Consider the following 24821-nt stretch of genomic DNA (forward strand, 5'->3'; position numbering starts at 1 on the left):
AGGAACATATGGTAAATATAGCGGTTATGGGTTATGGAACGGTTGGTTCAGGAGTGGTAGAGGTTGTCAATACCAATGGAGCACGTATCAACCAGAGAATAGGTGATGAATTAAATATTAAATATGTACTTGACTTGAGAGATTTCCCGGGAGATCCTGTTCAAGATAAGATTATTCATGATTTTGAGACTATCGTGAATGATGATGAGATTAAGATTGTTGTAGAAGTTATGGGAGGAATTGAACCAGCCTATACTTTTGTGAAAAGATGTCTGCAGGCAGGAAAGAGTGTAGCGACTTCCAATAAAGCACTGGTAGCGAAGCATGGTGCGGAGCTGTTGTCAATTGCGAAAGAACATAACATTAATTTCTTGTTTGAGGCAAGTGTCGGAGGTGGAATTCCAATCATCCGTCCATTGAATTCGTCTCTGACAGCTGATGAGATTGAAGAGATTACTGGAATTCTGAATGGAACAACAAATTATATGTTGACGAAGATGTTCTATGAGGGGGCTGATTACGATACAGTATTAAAAGAAGCACAGGCAAATGGATATGCAGAACGTAATCCTGAGGCTGATGTGGAAGGATATGATGCGTGTCGTAAGATTGCAATCTTATCTTCTTTGATCTCTGGACAGCAGGTGGATTTTGAAGATATCTATTGTGAGGGAATTACAGAAATTACTGTGGAAGATATGAAATATGCAAAAGCGATGGGAACAACCATCAAACTGCTTGCATCCAGCAAGCGCTATGCTGGAAACCGTCTTCATGCGATTGTTGCACCTTGCATGTTATATCCAGAGCACCCACTTTACAATGTAAATGGAGTCTTTAATTCAATCTTTGTGCATGGCAATGTCCTTGGTGATGCAATGTTCTATGGAAGTGGCGCAGGAAAGCTTCCGACAGCAAGTGCGGTAGTGGCAGACGTTGTGGATGCAGCAAAGCATCTGAATCGCAACATCATGACGATGTGGAAGCAGGAAAAACTGCATTTGGAAGATAAGGCTGATGCAAAACGTCGTTTCTTTATCCGTATGAAAGGAAATGCTGATGAGATGTTGCCAAAGCTTCAGGATTCGTTTGGTGATGTGGAGATCGTTAAAGCAGAAGGGCTGGAAGGCGAATTTGGCTTCACGACGCCGGTGATGATGGAAGGAGATTACGACACCAGAGCAAATATCTACAAAGATCAGATATTACATATGATACGTATTGAAGACTAGAAGGAATGGGAGAGAGATCATTATGAAATACGTGGTAGTACTTAGTGATGGGATGGCCGGGAGACCATTGGAGGAGTTGGATGGCAGGACGACATTAGAGGCTGCCAATACACCGACAATGGATGCCTTGTCACCAGTTTCTGAACTGGGGATGGCATCTATGGTTCCGGAAGGAATGGCACCGGGAAGTGATACCGCTAATCTGGCAGTTATGGGATATGATCCGAAGATTTATTATACGGGGCGTTCTCCGTTGGAAGCACTTAGTATTGGCGTGGATATGGAAGATACAGATGTATCATTCCGCTGCAATATAGTGACTCTGTCAGAAGAGGATTGCGCTTATGAGGACCGTACGATTATCGATCACAGTTCGGATGAGATCAGTACAGAAGATGCAGCGATTCTTGTTGAAGCACTGAAAGAAGGTCTGAAAAAGGAAGGATATGAATTCTATGTAGGAACCAGTTACCGTCATCTTCTGATCTGGAAGAATGGTAAAGTGGTTGAACTTACACCTCCTCATGATATTCTGACGAAACGAATTGGAGACTATCTGCCGGAAGATGAAGTCCTTCGGGATATGATGAAGAAAAGCTATGATATTCTGGAAAATCATCCGTTGAACATAGAACGCAGAAAGAATGGATTGCATCCGGCCAATTCTGCATGGTTCTGGGGCGCTGGAAAGAAACCGGCATTGACGTCATTTGAGGAGCGCACAGGCAAGAAAGGTGTTATGATCTCTGCTGTCGATCTTCTGAAAGGGATTGCGGTAGGAGCCGGCATGGACCGTATCATTGTAGAAGGTGCCAATGGCGGACTTCATACTAATTATGAAGGAAAGGCACAGGCAGCTGTGAAAGCATTGACAAAAGATGGGTATGATTTCGCTTATATTCATGTAGAAGCTCCAGATGAGATGGGACATCAGGGAAGTATTCCGGATAAAATAACAGCAATTGAGAATGTCGATAAAAAGGTATTGAATATTGTGGTGGATGGATTAAAACAGGCACAGGAAGATTTTAGAATTCTGCTTTTGCCGGATCATCCAACCCCAATTGAAGTTCGTACACATACGGGAGAGCCAATCCCATATCTATTGTATGATAGTACCAGTTCACAGGCAGGACTTCCGACATATAATGAGAAGACTGCAGTTTCAACGGGGAGAAACTGGGAAGACGGCTACCAGTTAATTGGACACTTGTTACAGGAGGAATTATGCTGATTGTAAAGAAATTTGGCGGCAGTTCTGTGGCCAACAAGGAACGTATCTTCAATGTTGCAAAACGTTGCATTGAAGATTATAAAGATGGAAACGATATAGTGGTTGTACTTTCTGCTATGGGGGATACAACAGATGAATTGCTGGAATTGGCAAATACGATTAATCCAAAGGCGAAGAAAAGAGAACTGGATATGCTCCTTACGACAGGTGAGCAGGTGTCGGTATCATTGATGGCTATGGCAATGCAGTCACTGGATGTACCAGCAGTTTCATTGAATGCTTTTCAAGTAAGAATGCATTCTACTTCTCGTTATGGCAATGCACGTTTTAAACGTGTAGAGACCGAGCGGATTCTTCATGAACTTGATTCCAGAAAGATTGTTATTGTCACTGGTTTTCAGGGTGTGAATAAATATGATGATATTACAACCTTGGGAAGAGGTGGGTCAGACACAACAGCAGTGGCGTTGGCGGCAGCTCTTCATGCGGATAAATGCGAGATATATACGGATGTGGATGGTGTCTATACTGCTGATCCAAGGGTGGTGAAGAATGCCAGAAAGATTGACGAGATTACATATGATGAGATGTTGGAGCTGGCAAGTCTCGGTGCAAAGGTACTTCACAACCGTTCGGTAGAAATGGCGAAAAAATACAATGTTGAGTTAGTAGTACGATCTAGTTTGAATCGCTCGGAAGGAACCGTGGTCAAGGAGGGAAAAGGTATGGAAAAATTGTTAGTAACAGGTGTGGCAGCCGATAAGAATACAGCCAGAATCTCTGTGATTGGAGTACAGGATAAGCCGGGAATCGCATTTGCTATCTTTGACACACTTGCAGGAAACAACATTAATGTGGATATCATCCTTCAGTCTGTCGGAAGAGAAGGTACCAAGGATATCTCCTTCACGGTAGCATCCGACGACTTGGAAGAAGCAATTAAGGTGTTAGGAGAGAATAAAGAAAGACTTACAATTCAGGATATCACATGGAATGAAGATGTCGCAAAATTGTCAGTCGTAGGAGCTGGAATGATGAGTAATCCAGGAGTTGCGGCAAAGATGTTCGAATCTCTCTATAATTCCAGAGTAAATATTAATATGATATCTACCTCTGAAATTCGCATTACAGTGCTGGTTCCAAAGAAAGATATTGATAAAGCAATGAATGCAGTACATGATGGATTTGCACTGTCTGATTAAACAGAATTTTTGGAATTAGAGTGAAGAAAACCGGTAATGATCTGTTTATTCTCTTTAGAAAGTGTGCGGAACTGGGTGATAAGATCCAGTTCTTCATCTGTGAGATAGATGGTATTGCCGGTTTTTTTATCTTTGACAAAAGTATAAGGAACTACAGTTTCTGATACTTTGTCAGAATAGATCGTCGTGTCCTGAAGGTTGCCGAGAACGAGATCGTTCAGGTTAACCTGATAGAAAGTCGTAAGCTGCAGAAGAGAATCCAAGTCAGGTGTGCGCTTACTGGTTTCATAGTTTGAGTAGGCCTGTCTGGATATATTCAGAATCTGACTCAGAGTAGTCTGAGTCAGGTTGTGCTTTTTTCGTAGATATTTTAAGTTATTGGCTAACTGTATATTAGGCATAATGTCAACTCCTACAAGGCATTTCTCTTGTTAGTATAGCAATTTGGCCAATAAATAGATATCTATGCATCGAATCGTTTCAAAATAAAATAAAGCAACAAACCGTTGCTTTATAATTTACTGAGAGTACTGTTGTGATACTTACCGGAAAAAGTAACATCATCCCCGAACCAGGACGGCGGGACAAAAGCAAGAGCTGCTTCTTCCGATGAAAATTCTACTTCGACAAGAATAAGAGGCGCGAGATCGCCTTCAAAAATATCCAGTTCTGCAGTAAGATCATTGGTCAAGGGAATCATATAACGTTTCTTTTGAATCAGACGCCCATCAATCTTAGTGAGAAGATGTTCATAAGCTTCCTGTGTCAATGGAAGATTGTATTCCATTCGTGTCATAAATCCCTTGGATTTATAAGTAAGCTCATATTTTTCATTGTCACGTCGGATGCGTACAACGGGATCGGTATTGAGATAGCCTTGTTCAATGATTCGGCATGGATAGCCGCTCAGAGATTCAGGCAGTTGCTGTACGAGATATTTACGTTCTATTTCCAATGTTTCGGACCTCCTGTCTATGAATCAAAAAAAGTATTATAGGTATCATAATATAGTTTACACCAAAAGTAAACGGTGTTAGAATCAAATGTTAAGGAGGATGATAGTGATGAAAAAAGTAAGTGTAATTTTAGCTGATGGATTTGAAGAAGTTGAAGCACTGACAGTGGTTGATTTACTTAGAAGAGCAAAAATTTATGTGGATACTGTTTCCACTACAGAAGAATATACGGTTCATGGAGCACATGGAATCAATGTCCAGACAGAGGATCTGTTTGAAGAGGTTAATTTTGTGGAATCTGATATGATTGTTCTGCCGGGAGGAATGCCGGGGACCACAAATTTGAATGAGCATGAAGGTGTCCGTAGAGTTGTAAAAGATTTTTATAACGAGGGAAAATATGTTGGAGCAATCTGTGCAGCACCAACGGTACTTGGCAATCTGGGTTTACTGAAAGGAAAGCGTGTCAGCTGTTATCCATCTGTTGAAAAGGAGATTCAGGGTGCAGTTATGACTGGAGCGAATGTAACGGTAGATGGCAATATTATTACCAGCCGGGGAGTTGGAACGGCGATAGACTTTGCGCTGAAATTGATTGAAGTTCTGTCAGGACCAGAAAAGGCAGCTGAGATTGCAGATGCAATCATATATTATTAAGAGAAGCGACTATGAAAATGGTGATGAATAAGCGAAAAAAGTGGGGAAAACTGTGCGTGTTGATCGTGGTGTTAATGTTAACAGCGACAGGATGTGGAAAAAAGTTTGATGCAGCCGGATATGTACAGGCAGTTCTTGATCTGACCTTTCAGGGAGATATTACACAGGCGAAGAAGTATTCAAAAGATGCAACGGAAGAATCCTTGATGCAGATGTACCGTGATTCGATTGATCAGTTTGTTTCCAGTAACATTACGAATGAGATTGAGATGAGCGACACGAAGACATCACAGTTTGCAGAACTGGTATCTAAGATATTCATGACTATGCGTTATAACGTGAGAGAAGCCAAGAAGACAGGTAAAGGAGAATATGAAGTAACGGTTGAGATTCAGCCGTCTGATGTATTCGTAGATTTTCAGCAGCTTTTGACGGAAGATTCGTTAAAAATCGCTCAGAAGATAAAAAATGGAGAGTATGAAGGCACATCGGAGGAAGAGACTACTCAACAGATATTAAATGATATCGTGAATCATGCCTATGAACTTTTGGAAGTCGCTTATATGGACAGCCAATATGGGGAAAAGAAAAGTGTAGTTCTTCATGTAAAACAGGATAAAGACAAGGAATATTACATTGATGAGGATGATATGGACCAATTAATCCGAAAAATACTTCGGTTAGATGAAATTCAAGGCTAGATATTTCAGAAGCTTTGTGTTATACTTCTTTGGTGAATGTAATGTAGTATAGTCTGCCCATCTTCCCGACTACCGAAAGATAGGCAACCCGAAAGAGTATAGAAACAGGAGGAAATAGTAAATGAGTTTACAGGTAGAAAAATTAGAAAAAAACATGGCAAAACTTACCATTGAAGTTTCTGCCGATGATTTAGAGAAAGCGCTTCAGAGTGCCTATATGAAGCAGAAAAACAAGATCTCTCTTCCAGGATTCCGTAAAGGAAAAGTACCACGTCAGATGATTGAAAAAATGTACGGCGCAGAGATCTTTTACGATGATGCAGCAAATGCTCTGATTCCAAAGGCATACGCAGATGCATATGATGAATGTGAACTTGAGATCGTATCCAGACCAGAGATCGATGTTGTTCAGATCGAAAAAGGAAAGCCATTTATCTTTACAGCAGAAGTTGCAACAAAGCCAGAGGTTACTCTTGGTGAGTACAAAGGACTTGAAGTAGATAAGATCTCTACACGTGTCACACAGAAGGAAGTAGATGCAAAGGTTCAGGAAGAAGCTGAGAAGAACGCAAGAACAATTACAGTAGAGGACCGTCCGGTTCAGGATGGAGATGAAGTAATCCTTGATTTTGAAGGATTTGTTGATGGCGTTGCTTTCGAAGGCGGTAAAGGAGAGAACTATCCGCTGACAATTGGTTCCGGATCATTTATCCCAGGCTTCGAAGAGCAATTGGTTGGCGCTGAAGCTGAAAAAGAAGTAGAAGTCAATGTAACATTCCCAGAAGATTATCATGCAGAAGATCTGAAAGGAAAAGCAGCTGTATTCAAATGCACAATCCATGAGATCAAGGCAAAAGAACTTCCGGAGATTGATGATGAATTCGCAGCAGAAGTTTCAGAATTTGACACATTAGAAGAATACAAAGCTGATATTAAGGCAAAGATTAAAGAACAGAAAGCTTCTGAAGGCAAGACAAAGCAGGAAGATCAGGTTGTTGAGCAGGCTGTTAAGAATGCAGAGTATGAGATTCCAAAGGCTATGATCGAGACTCAGGCTTTACAGATGGTAGAAGACTTCGGTCAGAGAATCCAGTCTCAGGGACTTACTATGGAACAGTACTTCCAGTTTACAGGAATGACTGCTGATAAGATGTTAGAAGAGATGAGACCTCAGGCAATCAAACGTATCGAGACACGTCTTGTATTAGAGGCAATTGCAAAAGCTGAGAATATTGAGATCAGTGATGAAAAGTTAGATGAAGAGCTGGCTAAGATGGCAGAAGCTTATAAGATGGAAGTTGATAAGCTCAAAGAGTTCATGAGCGACAATGAAAAGAAACAGATGAAAGAAGATATGGCAGTTCAGGAGGCTGTTACCTTCTTGGTAGAGAATGCTGTTGAAAAATAAGAATATGTAGTCAGGAGGAGGCATATACATGAGTTTAGTACCTTATGTCATTGAACAGACAAGCCGCGGGGAACGCTCCTACGACATCTATTCAAGATTATTGAAAGATAGAATTATTTTCCTGGGAGAAGAAGTGACAGATGCATCTGCGAGTGTGATCGTAGCTCAGCTGTTATTCCTGGAAGCAGAGGATCCTGAGAAGGATATCCATCTGTATATTAACAGCCCGGGAGGTTCTGTGACAGCCGGTATGGCGATCTATGATACCATGCAGTATATCAAATGTGACATAGAGACTATCTGTATCGGTATGGCTGCAAGTATGGGATCTTTCTTGCTGGCAGGGGGAACGAAGGGCAAGAGACTGGCTCTTCCAAATGCAGAGATTATGATTCACCAGCCATCAGGCGGTGCACAGGGGCAGGCAACTGAGATTAAGATTGCGGCAGAACATATTTTGAAGATCCGTCAGAAATTAAATCAGATATTAGCAGAAAATACAGGACAGCCGTTAGATGTGATCAGCGCTGATACAGAGCGTGACAACTTCATGTCTGCGGAAGAAGCAAAAGCATATGGCTTGATCGATGAGGTAATCACGAGACGCTAGTGCAAGGCATCTGTCCTTAGACGAGGTGAGAGTGTGGTAGGAAAGAACGATGATCAGGTGAGATGCTCCTTCTGTAATAAGACGCAGAATCAGGTAAGAAAATTGATCGCAGGTCCTAATGGGGCATATATCTGTGATGAGTGTGTGGACGTCTGCTCTGAGATTATAGAAGAAGAATTCGAATACGACAATGGAAGAAGATGGAATCCATTTGCGGATATTAATCTGTTAAAGCCGGAAGAGATCAAGGAATTTCTGGATGAGTATGTAATTGGTCAGGATGAGGCAAAGAAAGTCTTATCAGTTGCTGTATACAATCATTATAAGAGGATCATGGCAGGAAAAGATCTGGGAGTGGAATTGAGCAAGAGTAATATTCTTATGCTTGGTCCTACCGGATGTGGTAAGACATTGCTCGCACAATCTCTTGCGAAGATTTTGGGTGTTCCATTTGCTATTGCGGATGCGACTGCTCTGACGGAAGCCGGATATGTAGGGGAAGATGTGGAGAATATTCTCCTGAAGCTGATCCAGGCTGCCGATGGGGATATTGAGCGTGCTGAATATGGTATCATTTACATTGATGAAATTGATAAGATTACGCGTAAATCAGAAAATCCATCTATCACAAGAGATGTTTCTGGAGAAGGTGTTCAGCAGGCATTGCTTAAGATTGTGGAAGGAACTGTTGCGAATGTTCCGCCACAGGGAGGAAGAAAACATCCTCATCAGGAATTGATTCAGATCGATACTACCAACATCCTGTTTATTTGTGGCGGTGCGTTTGAAGGAATTGATAAGATTATTGAAAAACGTATTGATCAGAAATCCATTGGATTTAATGTTGAGATTGTAGAAAAGCATGAGAATGATGTTGACCGGTTACTGCAGCAGGTGCTGCCGCAGGATCTTGTAAAATACGGCCTGATCCCAGAATTGGTAGGGCGTGTTCCGGTTACGGTATCTTTGGAAATGTTAGACAGAGAAGCTTTAATTCGGATTCTGACAGAACCAAAGAATGCAATTGTAAAACAATATCAGAAAATGTTGGAGTTAGATGGCGTTGAATTGATTTTTGATGACGAAGCACTTGAGGCAGTTGCTGAAACTTCGCTTAAGAGAAAAACTGGCGCCAGAGGTTTGCGTGCGATTATGGAGAATATCATGATGGATATCATGTATCAGGCTCCATCAGATGAGACGTTAAAGTCATGCCGTATTACAGAAGACGTCGTAAAAGGAATCGGAGAACCGGAGTGTGTTCACACATCCGTAAGATTTGAAAGTGCATAATAACAAAAGGCGGGTGCAAATAGTTCAGTTGTGCCCGCTTGTTTTTAATCTATAAGTACTGTGATTAGGAGAAATATTTATGAACAGAGAGACAATGAGTCTGCCAATGGTAGCTTTGAGAGGAGTTGCTGTATTACCGGAAATGGTGCGCCATTTTGATGTCAGCCGTGAAAAATCGCTCAAGGCTATTGAAGAAGCTATGGAAGGGAATCAAAAGATATTCTTGTCAGCCCAGAAGGATATTGAGGCAGAAGACCCGAAAATGGCAGATGTATATCAGGTTGGATGCGTTGCAACCATCCGTCAGATTGTAAAATTACCGAAGAAAATAAACAGAGTCCTGGTGTCTGGGGATACCAGAGCATGTATAAATACGATAGAATTTGAAGAACCTTATCTTAGAGCCAATGTTACTATAATGCCAGATGAGGATACTTCTGTAGAAGATATAGGAGCGGAAGAACATCCGTTAAATATGGAAGCCATGCTTCGGGGAATGAAGGATTTTTTTAAAGAGTACCTTTTGAAGAATCCAAAATTATCAAAAGAGTTGGCGCTTCAGATTGAAAATATAAATGAATTGTCAAGATTAGTAAATGTTATTGCAGCAAATGTTCCCTTCTCTTATCTGGATGCCCAGCAATTGCTGGAGGAAACGAATCTGATGAGAAGATATGAATTGCTTGCCTATAAGTTAGTTAATGAGATTCAGATTTTGAATGTAAAAGATGAGATTCAGGCAAAGGTAAAAGAAAGAGTAGATAAAAATCAGAGAGAATACATTCTCCGCGAAGAGTTAAAACTGATCCGTGAAGAATTGGGAGATGACAATACGTTGTCAGATGCAGAAGAATTCCAACAGAAAACGGATGAACTTCAGGCGCCGGAAGAAGTGAAGGAAAAGCTTAATAAAGAAATTAAAAGATTTAAAAATTCCATGGGTAATCCCGCAGAAATCGGAGTTACACGTACTTATATTGAGACGGTTCTGGAGATGCCATGGGATAAGATGTGTGAAGAACATCAGGATATTGCCTTTGCGAAGCAAGTATTGGAAGAAGATCATTATGGATTAGAGAAAGTAAAAGAACGAGTGCTGGAATTTCTGGCAGTTCGTGCGCTTACAAAGAAAGGTGAGACGCCAATTCTGTGCCTGGTGGGACCTCCGGGAACTGGAAAAACATCGATAGCGAAATCATTAGCCAGGGCATTGAAGAAGCCTTATGTGCGCATTTCTCTTGGTGGTGTACGTGATGAAGCTGAGATTCGTGGACATCGTAAGACTTATGTAGGAGCAATGCCAGGAAGAATTGCTAATGGATTAAAACAAGCAGGCGTGAAGAATCCATTGATGTTATTGGATGAGATTGACAAGGTCAGCAATGATTATAAAGGAGATACTTTCTCTGCGTTATTAGAAGTATTGGACAGTGAGCAGAACCATAAGTTCCGTGATCATTATCTGGAGGTTCCGGTAGATTTGTCAGAGGTACTGTTTGTAACGACTGCGAATACTTTACAGACAATTCCAAGACCGCTTCTGGATCGTATGGAAGTGATTGAGGTCAGCAGTTACACGGAGAATGAAAAGATGCATATTGCCATGGAGCACCTGATTCCCAAGCAGATGGAAAAGCATGGCCTTACATCGGAACAATTGACCATCAGTAAGAAAGCGTTGTGGAAGATTGCGCGAAATTATACGAAAGAGGCTGGAGTCAGACAACTGGAGAGAAAGATTGGAGATATCTGCCGGAAAGCAGCAAGAGAGATTCTGGAGACAAAGAAGAACGCGGTTCATGTAACGGAGCGCAATCTTCATACATATCTTGGCAAGGAGCTTTATATCTATCAGATGAAGAACGATTCCGATGAAGTGGGAATCGTCCGTGGACTTGCATGGACCAGTGTGGGTGGAGATACCCTTCAGATAGAAGTAAATGTCATGCCAGGAGAGGGAGAGATCTTACTGACAGGTCAGCTGGGAGATGTTATGAAGGAATCAGCCAGAACAGGAATCAGCTATATCCGTTCAGTCAGTAAAGAATATAAGATTCCAGAAGATTTCTTCAAATCTCACGATGTACATATCCACATTCCGGAAGGCGCTGTGCCAAAGGATGGTCCTTCTGCCGGAATTACTATGGCAACGGCTATGATGTCGGCAATTACGGGAAGAAAGGTAAGAGCAGATCTCGCTATGACGGGTGAGATTACTTTAAGAGGACGCGTCCTTCCAATCGGTGGATTAAAAGAGAAACTTCTGGCGGCTAAAAATGCTGGGATTCAGACGGTCATTGTGCCAAAAGAAAATGAAATTGATGTAGAAGAACCTTCATCGGAGATTACGAAAGGATTGGAGATCATTCCGGTATCTCATATGGAGGAAGTGTTGAAAATTGCTTTTGTAAAGCAAAGAAGGGCTGCGAAACCTAAGAACAAATAAGGGGAAAAATTATGATAATCAGAAATGTTAATTTGGAAACGGTATGCGGAATAACCAGTAAGTTGCCAGAGAATACATTGCCGGAAATTGCATTTGCGGGAAAATCTAACGTAGGGAAATCTTCGCTGATTAATGCTTTGATCAACCGTAAGTCATATGCACGTATCTCGGCAACACCAGGAAAAACGCAGACGATTAATTTCTATAATATCAATGAAGAAATGTATCTGGTAGACCTCCCAGGATATGGTTATGCGAAAGTATCGGAGCAGGAAAAAGTAAAATGGGGCCAATTGATTGAACGATATCTTCATGGTTCTAAGCAGCTTCAGGCAGTGTTCCTTTTGATCGACATTCGCCATGATCCATCTGCTAATGATAAGATGATGTACGACTGGATCGTAGCGCAGAGATATTATCCGATCATTATTGCAACAAAGCTGGATAAGATTAAGAGAAGTCAGATTGATAAGCAGATAAAAGCGATTAAAACAGGTCTGAATCTGGTTCCGGGAACGAAGATCATACCATTTTCTTCCGTTACTAAGCAGGGAAAAGATGACATCTGGGATCTGGTTGAAAGTGAGTACCTGACCCAAAAAGAGGTGGAAGAGACGGATGGAAACTAATTTTAGAGAGAAGCTTAACGACGACCGTCCTTACTGGAAGGTCATAGTAAGTCTTGCTTTTAGCCTGGTTGGAACATTATTGTTTCTCTATCTGGGTTATAAGTTGATTGGATTTTTTATGCCGTTTGTAATTGGATGGTTTATAGCGTATATCGCAAGTCCGGTAGTAAATTGGCTGGAAAAACGAGTGAAAATCGTAAAAAAATTAGGTTCCGCGATTATGATTGTTGGTGTTTTGGCTGCGGTCTGCTTTATCATATATCTTATGATCAGCACATTGTGGAAAGAGATTTCCTTTTTAATTCAAGATATGCCTGGAATGTACCGGGATCTGGAGTCTGGATTGACTCAGATAGGAAGCAGTATGGAAGGGGTCTTTGGAAAGCTCCCGGTGGAAGTACAGGAAGGATGGCATACTATGGTTGCCAATTTTGACAAGATGATGGGAGAACTGATGAGTAGAATCAGTGAACCTACTGTGTCAGCCGCCGGAAGATTCGCCAAGAGTATTCCATCTGTTCTGGTTGCAACAATTGTTACTTTTATCTCTGCATACTTTTTTATTGCTGAACGGGAAGATGTTATCCGATGGTCTAAAAAAGTAGCACCAGATGCACTGGTGAGCCGTATGACAATGGTAATGGATAATCTGAAATTTGCCATTGGCGGATATTTAAAAGCCCAGTTGAAGATCATGGTTGTTGTATACGTAATCTTAGTTGTCGGATTTATGATATTGAATATTCATTTTTCGTTCCTTTTAGGACTCTTAATTGCACTATTAGATTTCCTTCCATTTTTTGGCACTGGAACAGCGCTGATTCCATGGGCAATATATCAATTCTTTATGGGGAATTACAAATTAGTAGTGGGATTGGTTATTTTATATGCTGTTACCCAGTTGGTGAGACAGTTGATTCAGCCAAAATTAGTAGGAGACAGCATGGGATTACGTCCATTACTCACATTGTTCCTTTTGTATACCGGATACAAGATTGGAGGTGTGTTTGGTATGATTTTCGCAGTTCCGATTGGAATGATCGCGATAAATCTATACAAGGCAGGAGCATTTGATTATATTTTGGATGATATAAAAATATTAGCAGAGGGAATATTAAGTTTAAGAAATTAGGGAACGCTGACAAAATACACAAAAAAGGAGAGAGTATTATGGAAAAATTGCTAAAAGAGTTTCGTGAGGATCTTGCGGAATTTCGAGAGATGACAGATAAGTTTTATTCAAAAGAAGTTAATATGAAAGAGTACAAAGGATTTTCCGGCGGATTTGGAAGTTATGCTCAGAAGGGTGGACAGGCAAGTATGTTGAGATTGCGTCTGCCTGGTGGAAGACTGACAAAGGAGAAATTAAAATTTGTAGTTGATTCCATTGAAGAATATGGCGTGGAAAAAGCGCATTTTACAACTTGCCAGACGATTCAGTTCCATAATCTGGATGGAAAAGCGGCTTGTGATATCATGGAAAAAGCATTGGATGTAGGAATTGTCACCAGAGGCGGTGGCGGAGATTTTCCAAGAAATACTATGGTGTCCCCTTTGTCAGGAGTAGAAGAAGGAGAGTACTTTGATGTACTTCCATATGCGGAAGCTGTATCTGATTATTTGCTTGGTTTTATTAAAACCGTTAAAATGCCTAGAAAACTGAAAGTAGGATTTTCTAACTCTCCGGCAAATGTAACACATGCTACATTCAGAGATCTGGGATTTGTGGCAACTGCCAACGGGACATTTGATGTATACAGTGCCGGCGGTCTTGGAAATAACCCTCGTATGGGTGTAAAAGTAGCAGAAGATGTGCAGCCGTCACAAGTGTTGTATTATGTAAAGGCAATGGTAGAGACATTCCTGGCATATGGCAATTATGAGAACCGGGCGAAGGCAAGAACCCGTTATATGCAGGAGTCATTAGGAGTTGAGGGATACAAGAAAGCATATCTTGAAAAATTAGAATCTGTAAAGGCAAATGAAAATTTAGATATTGATGTGAAAGCAACTCCAGTTATGAAAGTATCTGACGGAACAAAAGTAACAGGAAAACGTGTAATCGCCCAGAAACAGGAGGGTCTGTATGCGGTTGCTTATCATCCACTTGGCGGAGTACCTGCAGTTTCTAAATTTGCAGAGCTTTATGATGTGATTAAAGATATGGAAGCAGTAGAAATCCGCATTGCACCAGATGAGACTATTTATGTCGTTAATCTGAATGGTGATGAAGCACAGAAAGTTCTGAAAGTAACGGACGATGGTGCACAGAATCTCTTTGAGACATCCGTTTCTTGTATTGGAGCGACTATTTGTCAGATTGGGCTGCGCGATTCACAGGGAGCATTGGCTGAGATCATTCATGAAGTAAGAAAATATGATTTTTCAGATGGGGTATTGCCACGAATTCATATTTCAGGCTGTACTTCTTCCTGTGGAACTCATCAGATTGGAACATTGGGATTCCATGGTGGAGCAAAAAGGGTAAATGATGTTGTAGAACCTGCATTTACTTTCCATGTAAATGGTTCTGATCAGCAGGGAGAGGAACGTTTCGGAGAACAGTGGGGCATGATGCTGCAGAAAGATATGCCGGCGTTCTTCGTTGAACTTGGAAAAACAATTCAGGCAGAAAACAAGACATTCGAGACCTGGTATGCAGAAGAACCTGAAAAATTAAAAACAATTGCAGAAAAGTATTTATTACATTAACGCGATGAACGGGGGCGGAGGAATTTTCGAATTCCTCCGCTTTCTTTTATCTTTTTATACTTTTGGGGGATTAAAATTTTTGAAAATCTAAAATAAGCATAAAGAGGATCTGTATGAAGAATGAGGAAATGTCTTTAAGAACAAAGCAGGCATATGACAAGATGAAAAGCTTTTTCTACACAGATTTTATAGATATTATGCGCCGTACGCTTGATGACGGCGAAAAAGAGATGCAGATATCTGTTGATTCTGAGTTTAAAGACTTCGTTGCTGAGTTTTTCACAGAAGCGCTGACAGGTATGTTGATCAGTTGGATTAAAAATAAGAATAAGCAGGATAAAGAAGAAGTCATCCAGAACGTTCTTCAGATCTGTAAGGTATCTATCCCTCAGGTGTTGAGGGAAAAAGCAAAAAGTGAGGAGAATAGAGCGTAATTTATTGGACAATCTTGCCTTAATTGACTAATATCAGATAATTGTATGGTAAATGACTGTTTTACTTATCAGACATTTGTTATAAAGTAGCAATGGTATAAATATGAGGCAGGAGGTATAGAAGTTTGCGAAAATTTTATAGCAGAGTCGTAAGAAATACCAAAAAGATAATCGTATTCTTTCTTGCTTTAGCAGTCGTGGGCGCTATATTACAGAATTTTGTTGCAGTTAATTATGATATGAAAGATTATCTGCCGGAAGGAAGTCCTTCTACTGTTGCAATTGATACGATGAATGAGGAGTTTGAGGGAGGTATCCCGAATGCTCGTGTTATGGTAAAAGATGTCAGTATCTCGGAGGCATTGGATTATAAAGAGCGTCTGAAAGAGTGTGATGGAGTTACAGATGTCATGTGGCTGGATGATTCTATTAACATTTATCAGCCAATTGAAGAAGCTGATCCAGATGTGGTGGAGAGCTTCTATAAAGATCAGACCGCGCTTTTTACAGTGACGATAGATGAGAACAAGAAGATAGAGACGGTAGATGCAATCCGAGAGATTATCGGAGAGAACAATGCCATGACAGGAGATGCAGTGTCTACAGCAGTGGCAACAACAAGTACGGTGAATGAGATTCGAATCATTACGATTCTTGCTGTAACAATTGTATTGGCAGTACTGATGCTGACAACAACATCCTGGGTGGAACCATTGATTATTCTGATTGGACTGGGTGTCGCGATTATGATCAATAGTGGATCTAACCTCATCTTCGGAGAGATTTCTTTTGTGACAAATGCAGCAGGTGCAGTACTGCAGCTGGCAGTATCTCTGGATTATTCTGTATTCTTGATGCATCGTTACGAAGAATGTCTGATTGAAACTCGGGACAAAAATGGAGCGATGGTTGACGCATTGTGCAAATCTACATCATCGATTTTATCCAGTGGTCTGACAACCGTTATTGGATTCCTTGCATTAATCTTCATGAGATTCAGAATTGGCCCAGATCTTGGAGTTGCTCTTGCCAAAGGTGTTGGAATCAGTTTGATCACGGTCTTTGTCTTCATGCCGGCACTGATTCTGAAACTGTATCCGCTGGTTCAGAAGACACATCATAAGAGACTTCTTCCTGGCTTTCAGCGACTGGGTCGCTTTGTCAGACGAATCATGGTACCAATGGCTTGTCTCTTTGCCGTTATTGCAGTTCCGGCGTTCCTGGCATCTAACAGTAATTCTTATCCTTAAAATCCATTTCCTTACCGATAATTCTGGTACTTGCTATTGAGACAGCAATCTAGATTAATATGGCAATTCCATATTTCTTCGATGCTACGATATTCTATATCGCATACCTGATTGTATCGTCGATTCAGCTGGGTGCTACGGTAGACTATGCAATATTATTTACGGATCGTTATACGGAATATCGAGCAACAATGAATAAAAAGCAGGCGGTGGCGGAGACGATATCAATGGTCGCCATCTCACTGTTAACGTCAGGAACAGTCCTGACCGCTGTAGGATTTTTATTGTCGAAATTCTCCACACATGGAATTCTCTCCCAACTTGGTCTGTTTATCGGAAGAGGTGCACTGCTGTCAACCATTATTGTATTCTTTGTGCTTCCGGGATTGTTATATATATTTGATGGAGTCATTCGACGCACAACAAGGGGAGTTCATTTTTATTCTACAGAAAAAAGAAAGGGGTAATTTATTATGAAGCTAACAAAAAAGATTCTTCCGCCACTGTTAACAGGTACTCTGGTAATCACATCTGTAATTCCTGCTTATGCAGCTGATGGATCATCTGAAAAAGAAGAAGTTATCTATATAAATCTGACGGAAGAAGGTTCTGTCAAAGATGTGTATGCTGTTAACATATTTGGAGAAGGCGATATCACGGATTATGGCGATTATTTTTCAGTCAGATTATTAAATACTTCAGATGAGATTCAGCAGAATGGAGATGAGATTACATTTACCTCTTCCAAAGACAGAGTCTATTATCAGGGAACAATGAATAATACAGAGATTCCATGGGATATCTCGATTGAATATTATCTGGATGGAAAGAAATATTCTGCAGAAGATATGCTTGGGAAAAGTGGTGCTTTAAAGATCCGGTTTCAAGTAACAAAAAATGAAAAGGTATCGGGCAACTTTTTTGATAAATATGCTTTGCAGGCTGCATTTACATTGGATACAGAGAAATGTACAGATATTGTGGCAGAGAATGCAACACTTGCGAATGTAGGAAGTGACAAACAGATATCTTATACAATGCTTCCTGGAGAAGGAATTGATGCGACGATTACGGCAAATGTCGAAGATTTTGAGATGGGTGCTGTATCCATCAATGGAGTGCCACTTTCTCTGGATGTGGAAGTAGATGATGAAGAGATGATGGATCAGATTACAGAACTTCTGGATGCTATTGAGACATTAGATGACGGAGCAGGGGAGTTAAAGGATGGGACCGATAAGCTACAGGATGCAGCACAAAATGATCTGCAGTCGGGTGTAAATACTCTGATGGACGGGGCAGGACAGCTCAATAGCGGAGCTGGCACTCTGGCAACTGGGGGGACGGCTCTTCAATCTGGAGCTGGAAGCCTGGCACAGGGGGCAGCAGAGTTGTATCATGGAGCTGATGCATTAAACACAGGTGTGAATCAGGTTGGAGACGGACTGAATGTACTAAGTGCTAAGTCTTTAGATCTTACGAGCGGCTCTACTCAGGTAAAAGATGGAATTGATCAGCTGAATCAAGGAATTATAACTCTTCAGAATAGTGTAAATTATACTGCTTATAAAGAGACTATGAAGGCAAATGGTCTGGATATTGACTGGCTGAAAGAACAGAATCAGGCAGCAAGTGATAGTCTTAAGAATCTGCAGCAGCCATTAACAGAAGCCTCATCAACATTAGCGAGTGCAGTGGCTGATCTGGAGCAGAGGATTGCAGATATTGATGCAGTTATCAGCAGTATGCCATCATGGGCTGATACAAGTGTACTTCAGGCAACAAGACGGCAATTGGTCAATGTTAAGAATCAGATCAGTGGCGTAAATGAGAAAATTAATGGCGTGAATGGAACCATCGGAGATATGAGCAATCTATATCTTGCCAATAATGCAGCTATTGGTGGAATGGAAGCTTATCTGAATGGTGTAAATAGCGGAATCAGTGGGGAAAATGGTCTTGCGCAAGGTGCTGCTTCCTTGCAGTCGAATTATACCGTTCTGGATCATGGAATTCAGGAATATACTGCAGGTGTAGATCAAATTGCAACAAATTATTCGGAAGTGTCAAAGGGAACTGCAGATCTTTTGGAAGGAAGCAAAACTCTGAAAAATGGTACAGAGCAATTGTATGGAAAGACCGGAGAACTACTTTCGGGTATTGTGAGTATCTACAATGCGACTGGAACTTTAAAAGACGGAAGTGGAAAACTGAACGAAGGCGTTGCTGATCTTCTGGTCGGAATTGCTGATCTCTATGATGGTACTGCAGAATTAAAAGATGGCACCATTCAGCTTCGGGAAGAGACTGATGGTATGGATGAGGAGATTTCTGATAAGATTGATGATATGTTAGAGAGTATTACAGGAGGGGATTCTGAGGTAGTATCGTTTGTATCTGAAAAGAATACGAATGTGGATTCTGTCCAGTTCGTTATTCAGACAGATACAATTGAAGAAAAGGATGATTCTGAAGTGGAGGAGGAGACAGAAGAAGATCTTACATTCTTGCAGAAAATTCTGAAGTTATTTGGTGTAGAGTAAGTAAAAAGAAGGACAATGATTGCGATGTACTTTCTTTTTGTCTTTTGATATAATGTTTCTAACAATTATATGGAGAGATAAGAATGAAGAATAAGAGATTAGATCAATTACAATTTTTAAGATTTATAGGATTTTGTTTTATTTTTTTGTTTCATGCACTTGGAACGAATCTTGAACCATATTTCTATTCAGTAAATTCTGCTTATGCAATGGTAAGTTTCTTCTTCATATTGTCGGGATTTGGCTCGGGTTATTCATCTGCGGACCGATATGAGAAGCCTACGGTAAAAGCTATGTTACTCCATCAATGGAAAAAAATAAAAAAAATATATCCGGTTTTGTTCTTGTCTGTTATTTACTGTATATTACAGACGGATTTGCCTTCTATAATTAATAATGGAGATATGAACGCATTAAAGGAGAGTAGCTGGACGTTGATGAAATGCTTACTTATGATCCAGGCATGGTGGAATCCATATCTTCACTATAATGGTGTTACCTGGTTCATATCGGCTATTATGTTTTTATATCTATTTGACCTTCCTGTGCGTTATCTGCTTGATAAATTACATAAAAATAAAAGAGAAAAGGCAATACTTACCGGCGTTAGCGTATGTCTGGCCATTTTTATCTTTCTTGTAGCGGTGTTGGTCAGAAATCGGGAAGATTTTGGATATTGCATCTATGCATTTCCTCCATCCAGACTGGCAGAATACTTGCTGGGAATGTGTGTGGGAAGGATGATGTATCGAGTAAATGATGAGAGAAAATCAATCGGAAATATTACATTATTCTCCTTCTTAGAAGGAGGAGCTCTGGTACTTTGGGTTGCATTATTCTTCTTACCGTTGCCAGTCAACTCATTCAGTATGCAGGTATATTGGCTGATTCCCAATATTCTGGTATTAATTATTATGGGACTCGGGAAAGGAGTTTTTTCCAATCTATTTAAAATGAAACCATTTCAATTTGCCGGCAATATTAGTATGGAATGCTACTTACTTCATCAGCCGATATTGTTGACATATGCATCCTTTGTGCAGATGGAAAATACATTAAGAGGAACGATGTTCTATATTATGTTTAATTTTGGGTTTACAATTCTGTTGAGTGCACTGCTTCACCGGAAGTCGAACTAATACTGTGGTTTATTCCAGTTCTAACATGACATCGGTAACAAAATAGCCGCTTTATACTTGTGCGGAAGAAGATGAAAAACAGATGTAAGTATGTAGTATATAATGTAAAGCTGAGAAAGTACAGAACAAACATTCGATTGTCCTGTACTTTTGTTTTATATTCTGATATAATGGCAACAGAAAATGCAGATAATAGATTCATAGGAGGATTTCATGGATCATTTTGAATTAGTATCAGAATATGCCCCGACCGGCGACCAGCCGCAGGCAATCGAGCAGTTAGTAAAGGGCTTCAAGGAAGGCAACCAGTGTCAGACCCTTCTCGGTGTTACCGGTTCAGATAAGACCTTCACGATGGCTAATGTCATCCAACAAATAAATAAACCAACATTGATTATTGCACATAATAAGACTCTCGCAGCGCAGTTATATGGCGAGTTCAAGGAATTCTTTCCAAATAACGCAGTGGAATACTTTGTGTCCTAGTTTGGGGGCAGGGTGATAACCGTGATATATAGTCTTGTTTGGTGCTCAATATACTATGTTTTGTGGAAAAAATTATGGAATACGGACGAAATAATGCCTGGTGGATGAATGAAATATGTGACCTGAATTCGTGTAATGGACGAAATAGCACAATATAGAATTAGTGAAATATAAAAAATCATTTTTCAAGGTTTGAGTTGGAGAAGAAGATGACTTATTAAAGGAAGCAACTGTGTTTCTAAAATTGAAATAGTTCAAACAAAAGTATATGTGGATAATTTGTAAGAAGGAGGAATATGAACTATGAAGATGAATTTCAAAGGATTGGTAAATTTACATACATTACCTAAAACAGCGCCATTGCTTCCTTTATATGAGGCTGTTATTAATTCTATTCAAAGTATTGAAGACGCAGGAATTGAAAATGGAAAAATTGAAATTAAAATAGAGCGTGAAAATCAGATGAGTCTTTTTGAACATTGGGAGACAGATATCGAAAATATAGTTATTGCCGATAATGGAACGGGGTTCAATGAAGAGAATTATAATTCTTTTGATACCTATGCAAGTGAATATAAGTTACAAAAGGGATGTAAAGGTGTTGGAAGAATGATGTGGTTAAAAGCGTTTAATAACGTTGAAGTGGAAAGTATATTTATTGATGAAGGAAATAAGAAATGCCGAAAATTCTTGTTTGATTCTAAAAATGCTGTTCATAATATGGAAATTTTTAGAGTTGAAAATGATACTCCTAAAACAACGACGATACATTTGAATGGTCTACGAGGAGAGTATAAAAGTAATTGCCCTAAAAAAATAGAAACTATTGCTAAAAATATTTTGAATCATTGTTTTGCTTATTATGTATTAGGAAAAGCACCTAAAATATTAGTATATGATGATCATGATACTGTAGATATTGATAAACTATATAAAAATAATATTGGGGATAATATAAAAATTGTTGACACTGAAATTGGAGGTGTGCAATTTAAAATAATACATTCAAAAAATTATATGCTTTCAAAAGAAAAACATTTCGTAAATCTTTGTGCAAATCAGTGGACAGTACAGCCAATTGCTTTATCCAAGATTTTGGGAAATGTTAATGCAAAGTTAGAAGATGATAAAGGAGAATTTATTTATAATGGATATGTAATGTCAGAAGCTTTAGACAGTCATGTTAATAGAGAACGAACAAAATTTGATCTTCCAGAGCAAGCAAATTTAGTAGAACCAGTAGGTTTTAATGATATTGTTTCAGGTTTGGAAAGCATTATTTTAGAATATTTGAAAGATGATATTGATGAAAGTAATAAAAGAAAGATTGAAATTATTAAAGATTATATTTTTAATAAGAATCCCAAGTATAGAATGTTATTAAAAAATCGTCCAGAATTGTTAAATGAAATTCCATGGGTATCAGACGAAGAAAAGCTGGAAATGGAATTGTTTAAACAAGAACAAAAGTTTAAACTCGAATTGAAACGGGAAGGTAAAAAATTGGAACAGGATTTCCAAAAAGGTATAGTAGATTATGAAAGCTATTTAGAAAAACGTACGTCATACGCAGAAAAGGTTTCTGATATGGGGAAAAGTAATTTAGCCGAATATGTTATGCATCGAAAAGCTGTGTTAGATATTTTGGCACAGAACATAAAGTATAAAGATCAAGAACAACAAAAATACACATACGAAAAGAATATCCACCAATTAATTTTCCCAATGACAACGACTTCTGATGATATAGACTATTTGCAACATAATCTGTGGATAATAGATGAAAAATTGGCTTATCATCATTATCTTGCATCGGATACAAAGCTGAAAAAAATGAGAGAAATTGAATGTGACAGTTCTAAAGAGCCGGATATTATTATTTTTGATTCGCCCTTTGCGTTTACAGATGAAGAAGAACAGCCGTTTAGAAATATTTCAATTATAGAATTTAAACGTCCAGGACGAACAAATTATTCTGATACAGAGAATCCAATAAGACAAGTAAAGGAATATATGGATAATATCGTAGAAGGAAAAATTAAGACTAAGGATGGAGAGTTTTTAAGTGGAACTGAAAATATACGTTTTTTTTGCTATATTTTATGCGATATTGATGTGAGTATTAAAAAACTTGCAAAATTGGAAAACTTAAAAGTCACACCTGATAATATGGGGTTTTATCAATACATTGATTCGTACAAAGCGTATTTAGAAATTATACCTTATAATAAATTAATACAAGATTCACAAAAAAGGAATAAGATTTTATTCGATAAACTATTCAATCAGATATAGGTGAAATAGTTTGTTAGTAAAACATTGCGGTATAAAGTTGTATTTGGTGCGAATTTAGCCTTAATATTCAATAAAGATATTGTGAGGAATGCGGAAGGAAGATGTGGCAGTATGGAGAATATGCAAAGAGAAAATTTTTATCAACAAATTATTGAATTGTTTGAGAATGCAAAAAAAAATTTATCAACAGCAGTTAATGTAACTATGGTGTATTCTTATTATGAAGCTGGACGAATGATTGTTGAGGAGGAACAGCAAGGCAAGGAGAGAGCTGAATATGGTAAGTATATTCTAAGAGAATTATCAGAAAGACTGACGAGGACGTTAGGAAGAGGCTTTTCTTATGATAATTTGAAATTAATGAGAAAATTTTATTTAGTATATTCCAAAGATTCAATTGGGGAAACAGCGTTTCCCCAATCTGAAAAATTACCGGTTACAAAAGAAGGTAGGAAATTCTATCTTAGTTGGTCACATTATATTGTCTTGATGAGGATTAGCAATGTTGAGGAAAGACATTTTTATGAGATAGAAGCATATAGAAATGGATGGAGCAAAGGTGAATTAGCACGACAATATGGAAGTTCCTTATATGAGCGATTGGCTCTGAGTAGAAATAAAGAAGAGGTAATGCGTCTTGCAATAGAAGGTCAACCTATTGAGAATCCTAAAGATATTTTTAAAGATCCATATGTATTAGAGTTTACAGGACTTCCGGAATTGGTGACATATTCAGAAACCGAATTGGAAAATAAAATTATAGATAATTTGCAAAAATTTTTATTGGAATTAGGAAGAGGATTTACGTTTGTTGGAAGACAAGTAAGGTTTACGTTTGAAGAGGAGCACTTTAGGGTGGATTTGGTGTTCTATAATCGATTGCTTCGCTGTTTTGTATTATTCGATTTGAAGATAGGACAATTGAAGCATCAGGATATAGGGCAGATGCAGATGTATGTTAATTATTACGATCGGAAAGTAAAATTGGACGATGAAAATCCGACTGTTGGTATTATTATTTGTAAAGATAAAAAAGACGCAATTGTAGAAATGACACTTCCTAAGGACAATAATCAAATCTTTGCAAGCCAATATCAAACTGTTTTGCCAAGCAAAGAAGAATTGAGGATGTTGTTAAATGAAAAGGATATAGAATAAGTTGTGTTGTATGCGATAAAGCAAGTATCGAGTTTTTCTCTAGGGTTCAAACATAGGAGGACTTCATGGATCATTTTGAATTAGTATCAGAATACGCCCCGACCGGTGATCAGCCGCAGGCGATTGAGCAGTTAGTAAAAGGTTTTAAAGAAGGTAACCAGTGCCAGACGCTTCTTGGTGTCACCGGTTCCGGTAAGACCTTCACGATGGCAAATGTTATCCAACAATTAAATAAACCAACGCTTATCATAGCGCATAACAAGACCCTTGCTGCACAGCTCTACGGTGAATTCAAGGAGTTCTTCCCGAATAATGCAGTGGAGTATTTTGTGTCCTAGTTTGTATGAGGGGCAAAAGTCGCGCTATTTAGGGATGTTTGGTGTTGAATGTTCCATATTTTGTGCACAAAAAATGCTGATATGGATTAAATAATACT

The 24821-nt window shown here is 39.2% G+C and carries 21 protein-coding genes and 2 pseudogenes; 21 read left to right on the forward strand and 2 right to left on the reverse strand.

The features are described 5' to 3' along the window. Nucleotides 1-8: 8 nt before the first annotated feature. Genes ACQRBH_RS09290 through ACQRBH_RS09300 form a run of 3 tightly spaced genes read left to right on the forward strand, consistent with a single transcriptional unit; the run spans nt 9 to nt 3668 of the window. Complete coding sequence (locus ACQRBH_RS09290) at nt 9-1232, forward strand: homoserine dehydrogenase (RefSeq protein ID WP_235231705.1); 1224 nt, start codon at nt 9-11, stop codon at nt 1230-1232. 22 nt (nt 1233-1254) lie between these two features. Further along, nucleotides 1255-2466, forward strand: a complete 1212-nt coding sequence (locus tag ACQRBH_RS09295) for a cofactor-independent phosphoglycerate mutase (protein ID WP_235231704.1) — start codon at nt 1255-1257, stop codon at nt 2464-2466. Then, the gene (locus ACQRBH_RS09300) at nt 2460-3668 is read left to right on the forward strand and encodes an aspartate kinase (protein ID WP_235231703.1); all 1209 of its coding nucleotides are present in this window, start codon (nt 2460-2462) and stop codon (nt 3666-3668) included. Before ACQRBH_RS09295 ends, ACQRBH_RS09300 begins: the two co-directional genes overlap by 7 nt. Here the strand turns inward: ACQRBH_RS09300 and ACQRBH_RS09305 are convergent. Together ACQRBH_RS09305 and ACQRBH_RS09310 are read right to left on the reverse strand one after the other, a co-directional pair. After that, nucleotides 3665-4069 (reverse strand): helix-turn-helix domain-containing protein, encoded by a 405-nt coding sequence (locus ACQRBH_RS09305; protein WP_235231701.1) that lies wholly within the window; start codon nt 4067-4069, stop codon nt 3665-3667. The two genes, ACQRBH_RS09300 and ACQRBH_RS09305, sit on opposite strands and share 4 nt — an antisense overlap. 110 nt (nt 4070-4179) lie before the next feature. Next, on the reverse strand, nt 4180-4623 hold the full coding sequence (locus ACQRBH_RS09310; protein ID WP_427761451.1) for a CYTH domain-containing protein: 444 nt from the start codon (nt 4621-4623) through the stop codon (nt 4180-4182). A gap of 109 nt (nt 4624-4732) precedes the next feature. Between ACQRBH_RS09310 and ACQRBH_RS09315 the strand changes: the two genes are divergently transcribed. The 18 genes and pseudogenes from ACQRBH_RS09315 to ACQRBH_RS09400 all read left to right on the forward strand — a co-directional run. Beyond that, nucleotides 4733-5281 (forward strand): DJ-1 family glyoxalase III, encoded by a 549-nt coding sequence (locus tag ACQRBH_RS09315; RefSeq protein WP_427742827.1) that lies wholly within the window; start codon nt 4733-4735, stop codon nt 5279-5281. Between the two features lie 11 nt (nt 5282-5292). After that, nucleotides 5293-5982 (forward strand): hypothetical protein, encoded by a 690-nt coding sequence (locus ACQRBH_RS09320; RefSeq protein WP_427742826.1) that lies wholly within the window; start codon nt 5293-5295, stop codon nt 5980-5982. 121 nt (nt 5983-6103) lie between these two features. Continuing rightward, complete coding sequence (gene tig / locus ACQRBH_RS09325) at nt 6104-7390, forward strand: trigger factor (protein WP_235231696.1); 1287 nt, start codon at nt 6104-6106, stop codon at nt 7388-7390. A gap of 28 nt (nt 7391-7418) precedes the next feature. Then, on the forward strand, nt 7419-8000 hold the full coding sequence (gene clpP, locus ACQRBH_RS09330; protein WP_235231695.1) for an ATP-dependent Clp endopeptidase proteolytic subunit ClpP: 582 nt from the start codon (nt 7419-7421) through the stop codon (nt 7998-8000). Between the two features lie 33 nt (nt 8001-8033). Further along, on the forward strand, nt 8034-9293 hold the full coding sequence (gene clpX, locus ACQRBH_RS09335) for an ATP-dependent Clp protease ATP-binding subunit ClpX (RefSeq protein ID WP_427761452.1): 1260 nt from the start codon (nt 8034-8036) through the stop codon (nt 9291-9293). Between the two features lie 79 nt (nt 9294-9372). Beyond that, nucleotides 9373-11739, forward strand: coding sequence for an endopeptidase La (gene lon, locus ACQRBH_RS09340; protein WP_427761453.1), 2367 nt, complete (start codon nt 9373-9375; stop codon nt 11737-11739). Nucleotides 11740-11750: 11 nt separating this feature from the next. Further along, nucleotides 11751-12368: a ribosome biogenesis GTP-binding protein YihA/YsxC gene (gene yihA / locus ACQRBH_RS09345; RefSeq protein ID WP_427761454.1), complete on the forward strand. Its 618-nt coding sequence runs from the start codon at nt 11751-11753 to the stop codon at nt 12366-12368. Continuing rightward, nucleotides 12358-13500, forward strand: a complete 1143-nt coding sequence (gene ytvI / locus ACQRBH_RS09350; protein ID WP_427761455.1) for a sporulation integral membrane protein YtvI — start codon at nt 12358-12360, stop codon at nt 13498-13500. Before yihA ends, ytvI begins: the two co-directional genes overlap by 11 nt. Nucleotides 13501-13538: 38 nt before the next feature. Continuing rightward, complete coding sequence (locus ACQRBH_RS09355; protein WP_427761456.1) at nt 13539-15080, forward strand: nitrite/sulfite reductase; 1542 nt, start codon at nt 13539-13541, stop codon at nt 15078-15080. Nucleotides 15081-15193: 113 nt separating this feature from the next. Next, nucleotides 15194-15514, forward strand: a complete 321-nt coding sequence (locus tag ACQRBH_RS09360; RefSeq protein ID WP_427761457.1) for a TetR-like C-terminal domain-containing protein — start codon at nt 15194-15196, stop codon at nt 15512-15514. Nucleotides 15515-15639: 125 nt separating this feature from the next. Further along, nucleotides 15640-16764 carry an MMPL family transporter gene (locus ACQRBH_RS09365; protein WP_427761458.1) on the forward strand — a complete coding sequence of 375 codons (1125 nt, stop codon included), beginning with the start codon at nt 15640-15642 and terminating at the stop codon, nt 16762-16764. Nucleotides 16765-16823: 59 nt separating this feature from the next. Then, a complete protein-coding gene (locus ACQRBH_RS09370; RefSeq protein WP_427761459.1) occupies nt 16824-17231 on the forward strand; it encodes an MMPL family transporter in 408 nt (135 codons plus the stop codon). Between the two features lie 6 nt (nt 17232-17237). Beyond that, nucleotides 17238-19307 carry a hypothetical protein gene (locus ACQRBH_RS09375; RefSeq protein ID WP_427761460.1) on the forward strand — a complete coding sequence of 690 codons (2070 nt, stop codon included), beginning with the start codon at nt 17238-17240 and terminating at the stop codon, nt 19305-19307. Between the two features lie 83 nt (nt 19308-19390). Next, the gene (locus ACQRBH_RS09380; RefSeq protein WP_427761461.1) at nt 19391-20446 is read left to right on the forward strand and encodes an acyltransferase family protein; all 1056 of its coding nucleotides are present in this window, start codon (nt 19391-19393) and stop codon (nt 20444-20446) included. Nucleotides 20447-20659: 213 nt separating this feature from the next. Next, a pseudogene (locus ACQRBH_RS09385) lies at nt 20660-20929 on the forward strand (DEAD/DEAH box helicase family protein); the annotation flags it as partial. A gap of 306 nt (nt 20930-21235) precedes the next feature. Continuing rightward, nucleotides 21236-23227, forward strand: a complete 1992-nt coding sequence (locus tag ACQRBH_RS09390; protein ID WP_427761462.1) for a hypothetical protein — start codon at nt 21236-21238, stop codon at nt 23225-23227. A 111-nt stretch (nt 23228-23338) separates the two neighbouring features. Then, nucleotides 23339-24385 carry a PDDEXK nuclease domain-containing protein gene (locus ACQRBH_RS09395; RefSeq protein WP_427761463.1) on the forward strand — a complete coding sequence of 349 codons (1047 nt, stop codon included), beginning with the start codon at nt 23339-23341 and terminating at the stop codon, nt 24383-24385. 65 nt (nt 24386-24450) lie between these two features. Further along, nucleotides 24451-24720: pseudogene (locus tag ACQRBH_RS09400) on the forward strand (DEAD/DEAH box helicase family protein); the annotation flags it as partial. Nucleotides 24721-24821: the final 101 nt, after the last annotated feature.

This window comes from Bariatricus sp. SGI.161 (genome assembly GCF_050313695.1).
Lineage (GTDB): Bacteria > Bacillota > Clostridia > Lachnospirales > Lachnospiraceae > JAFBIX01.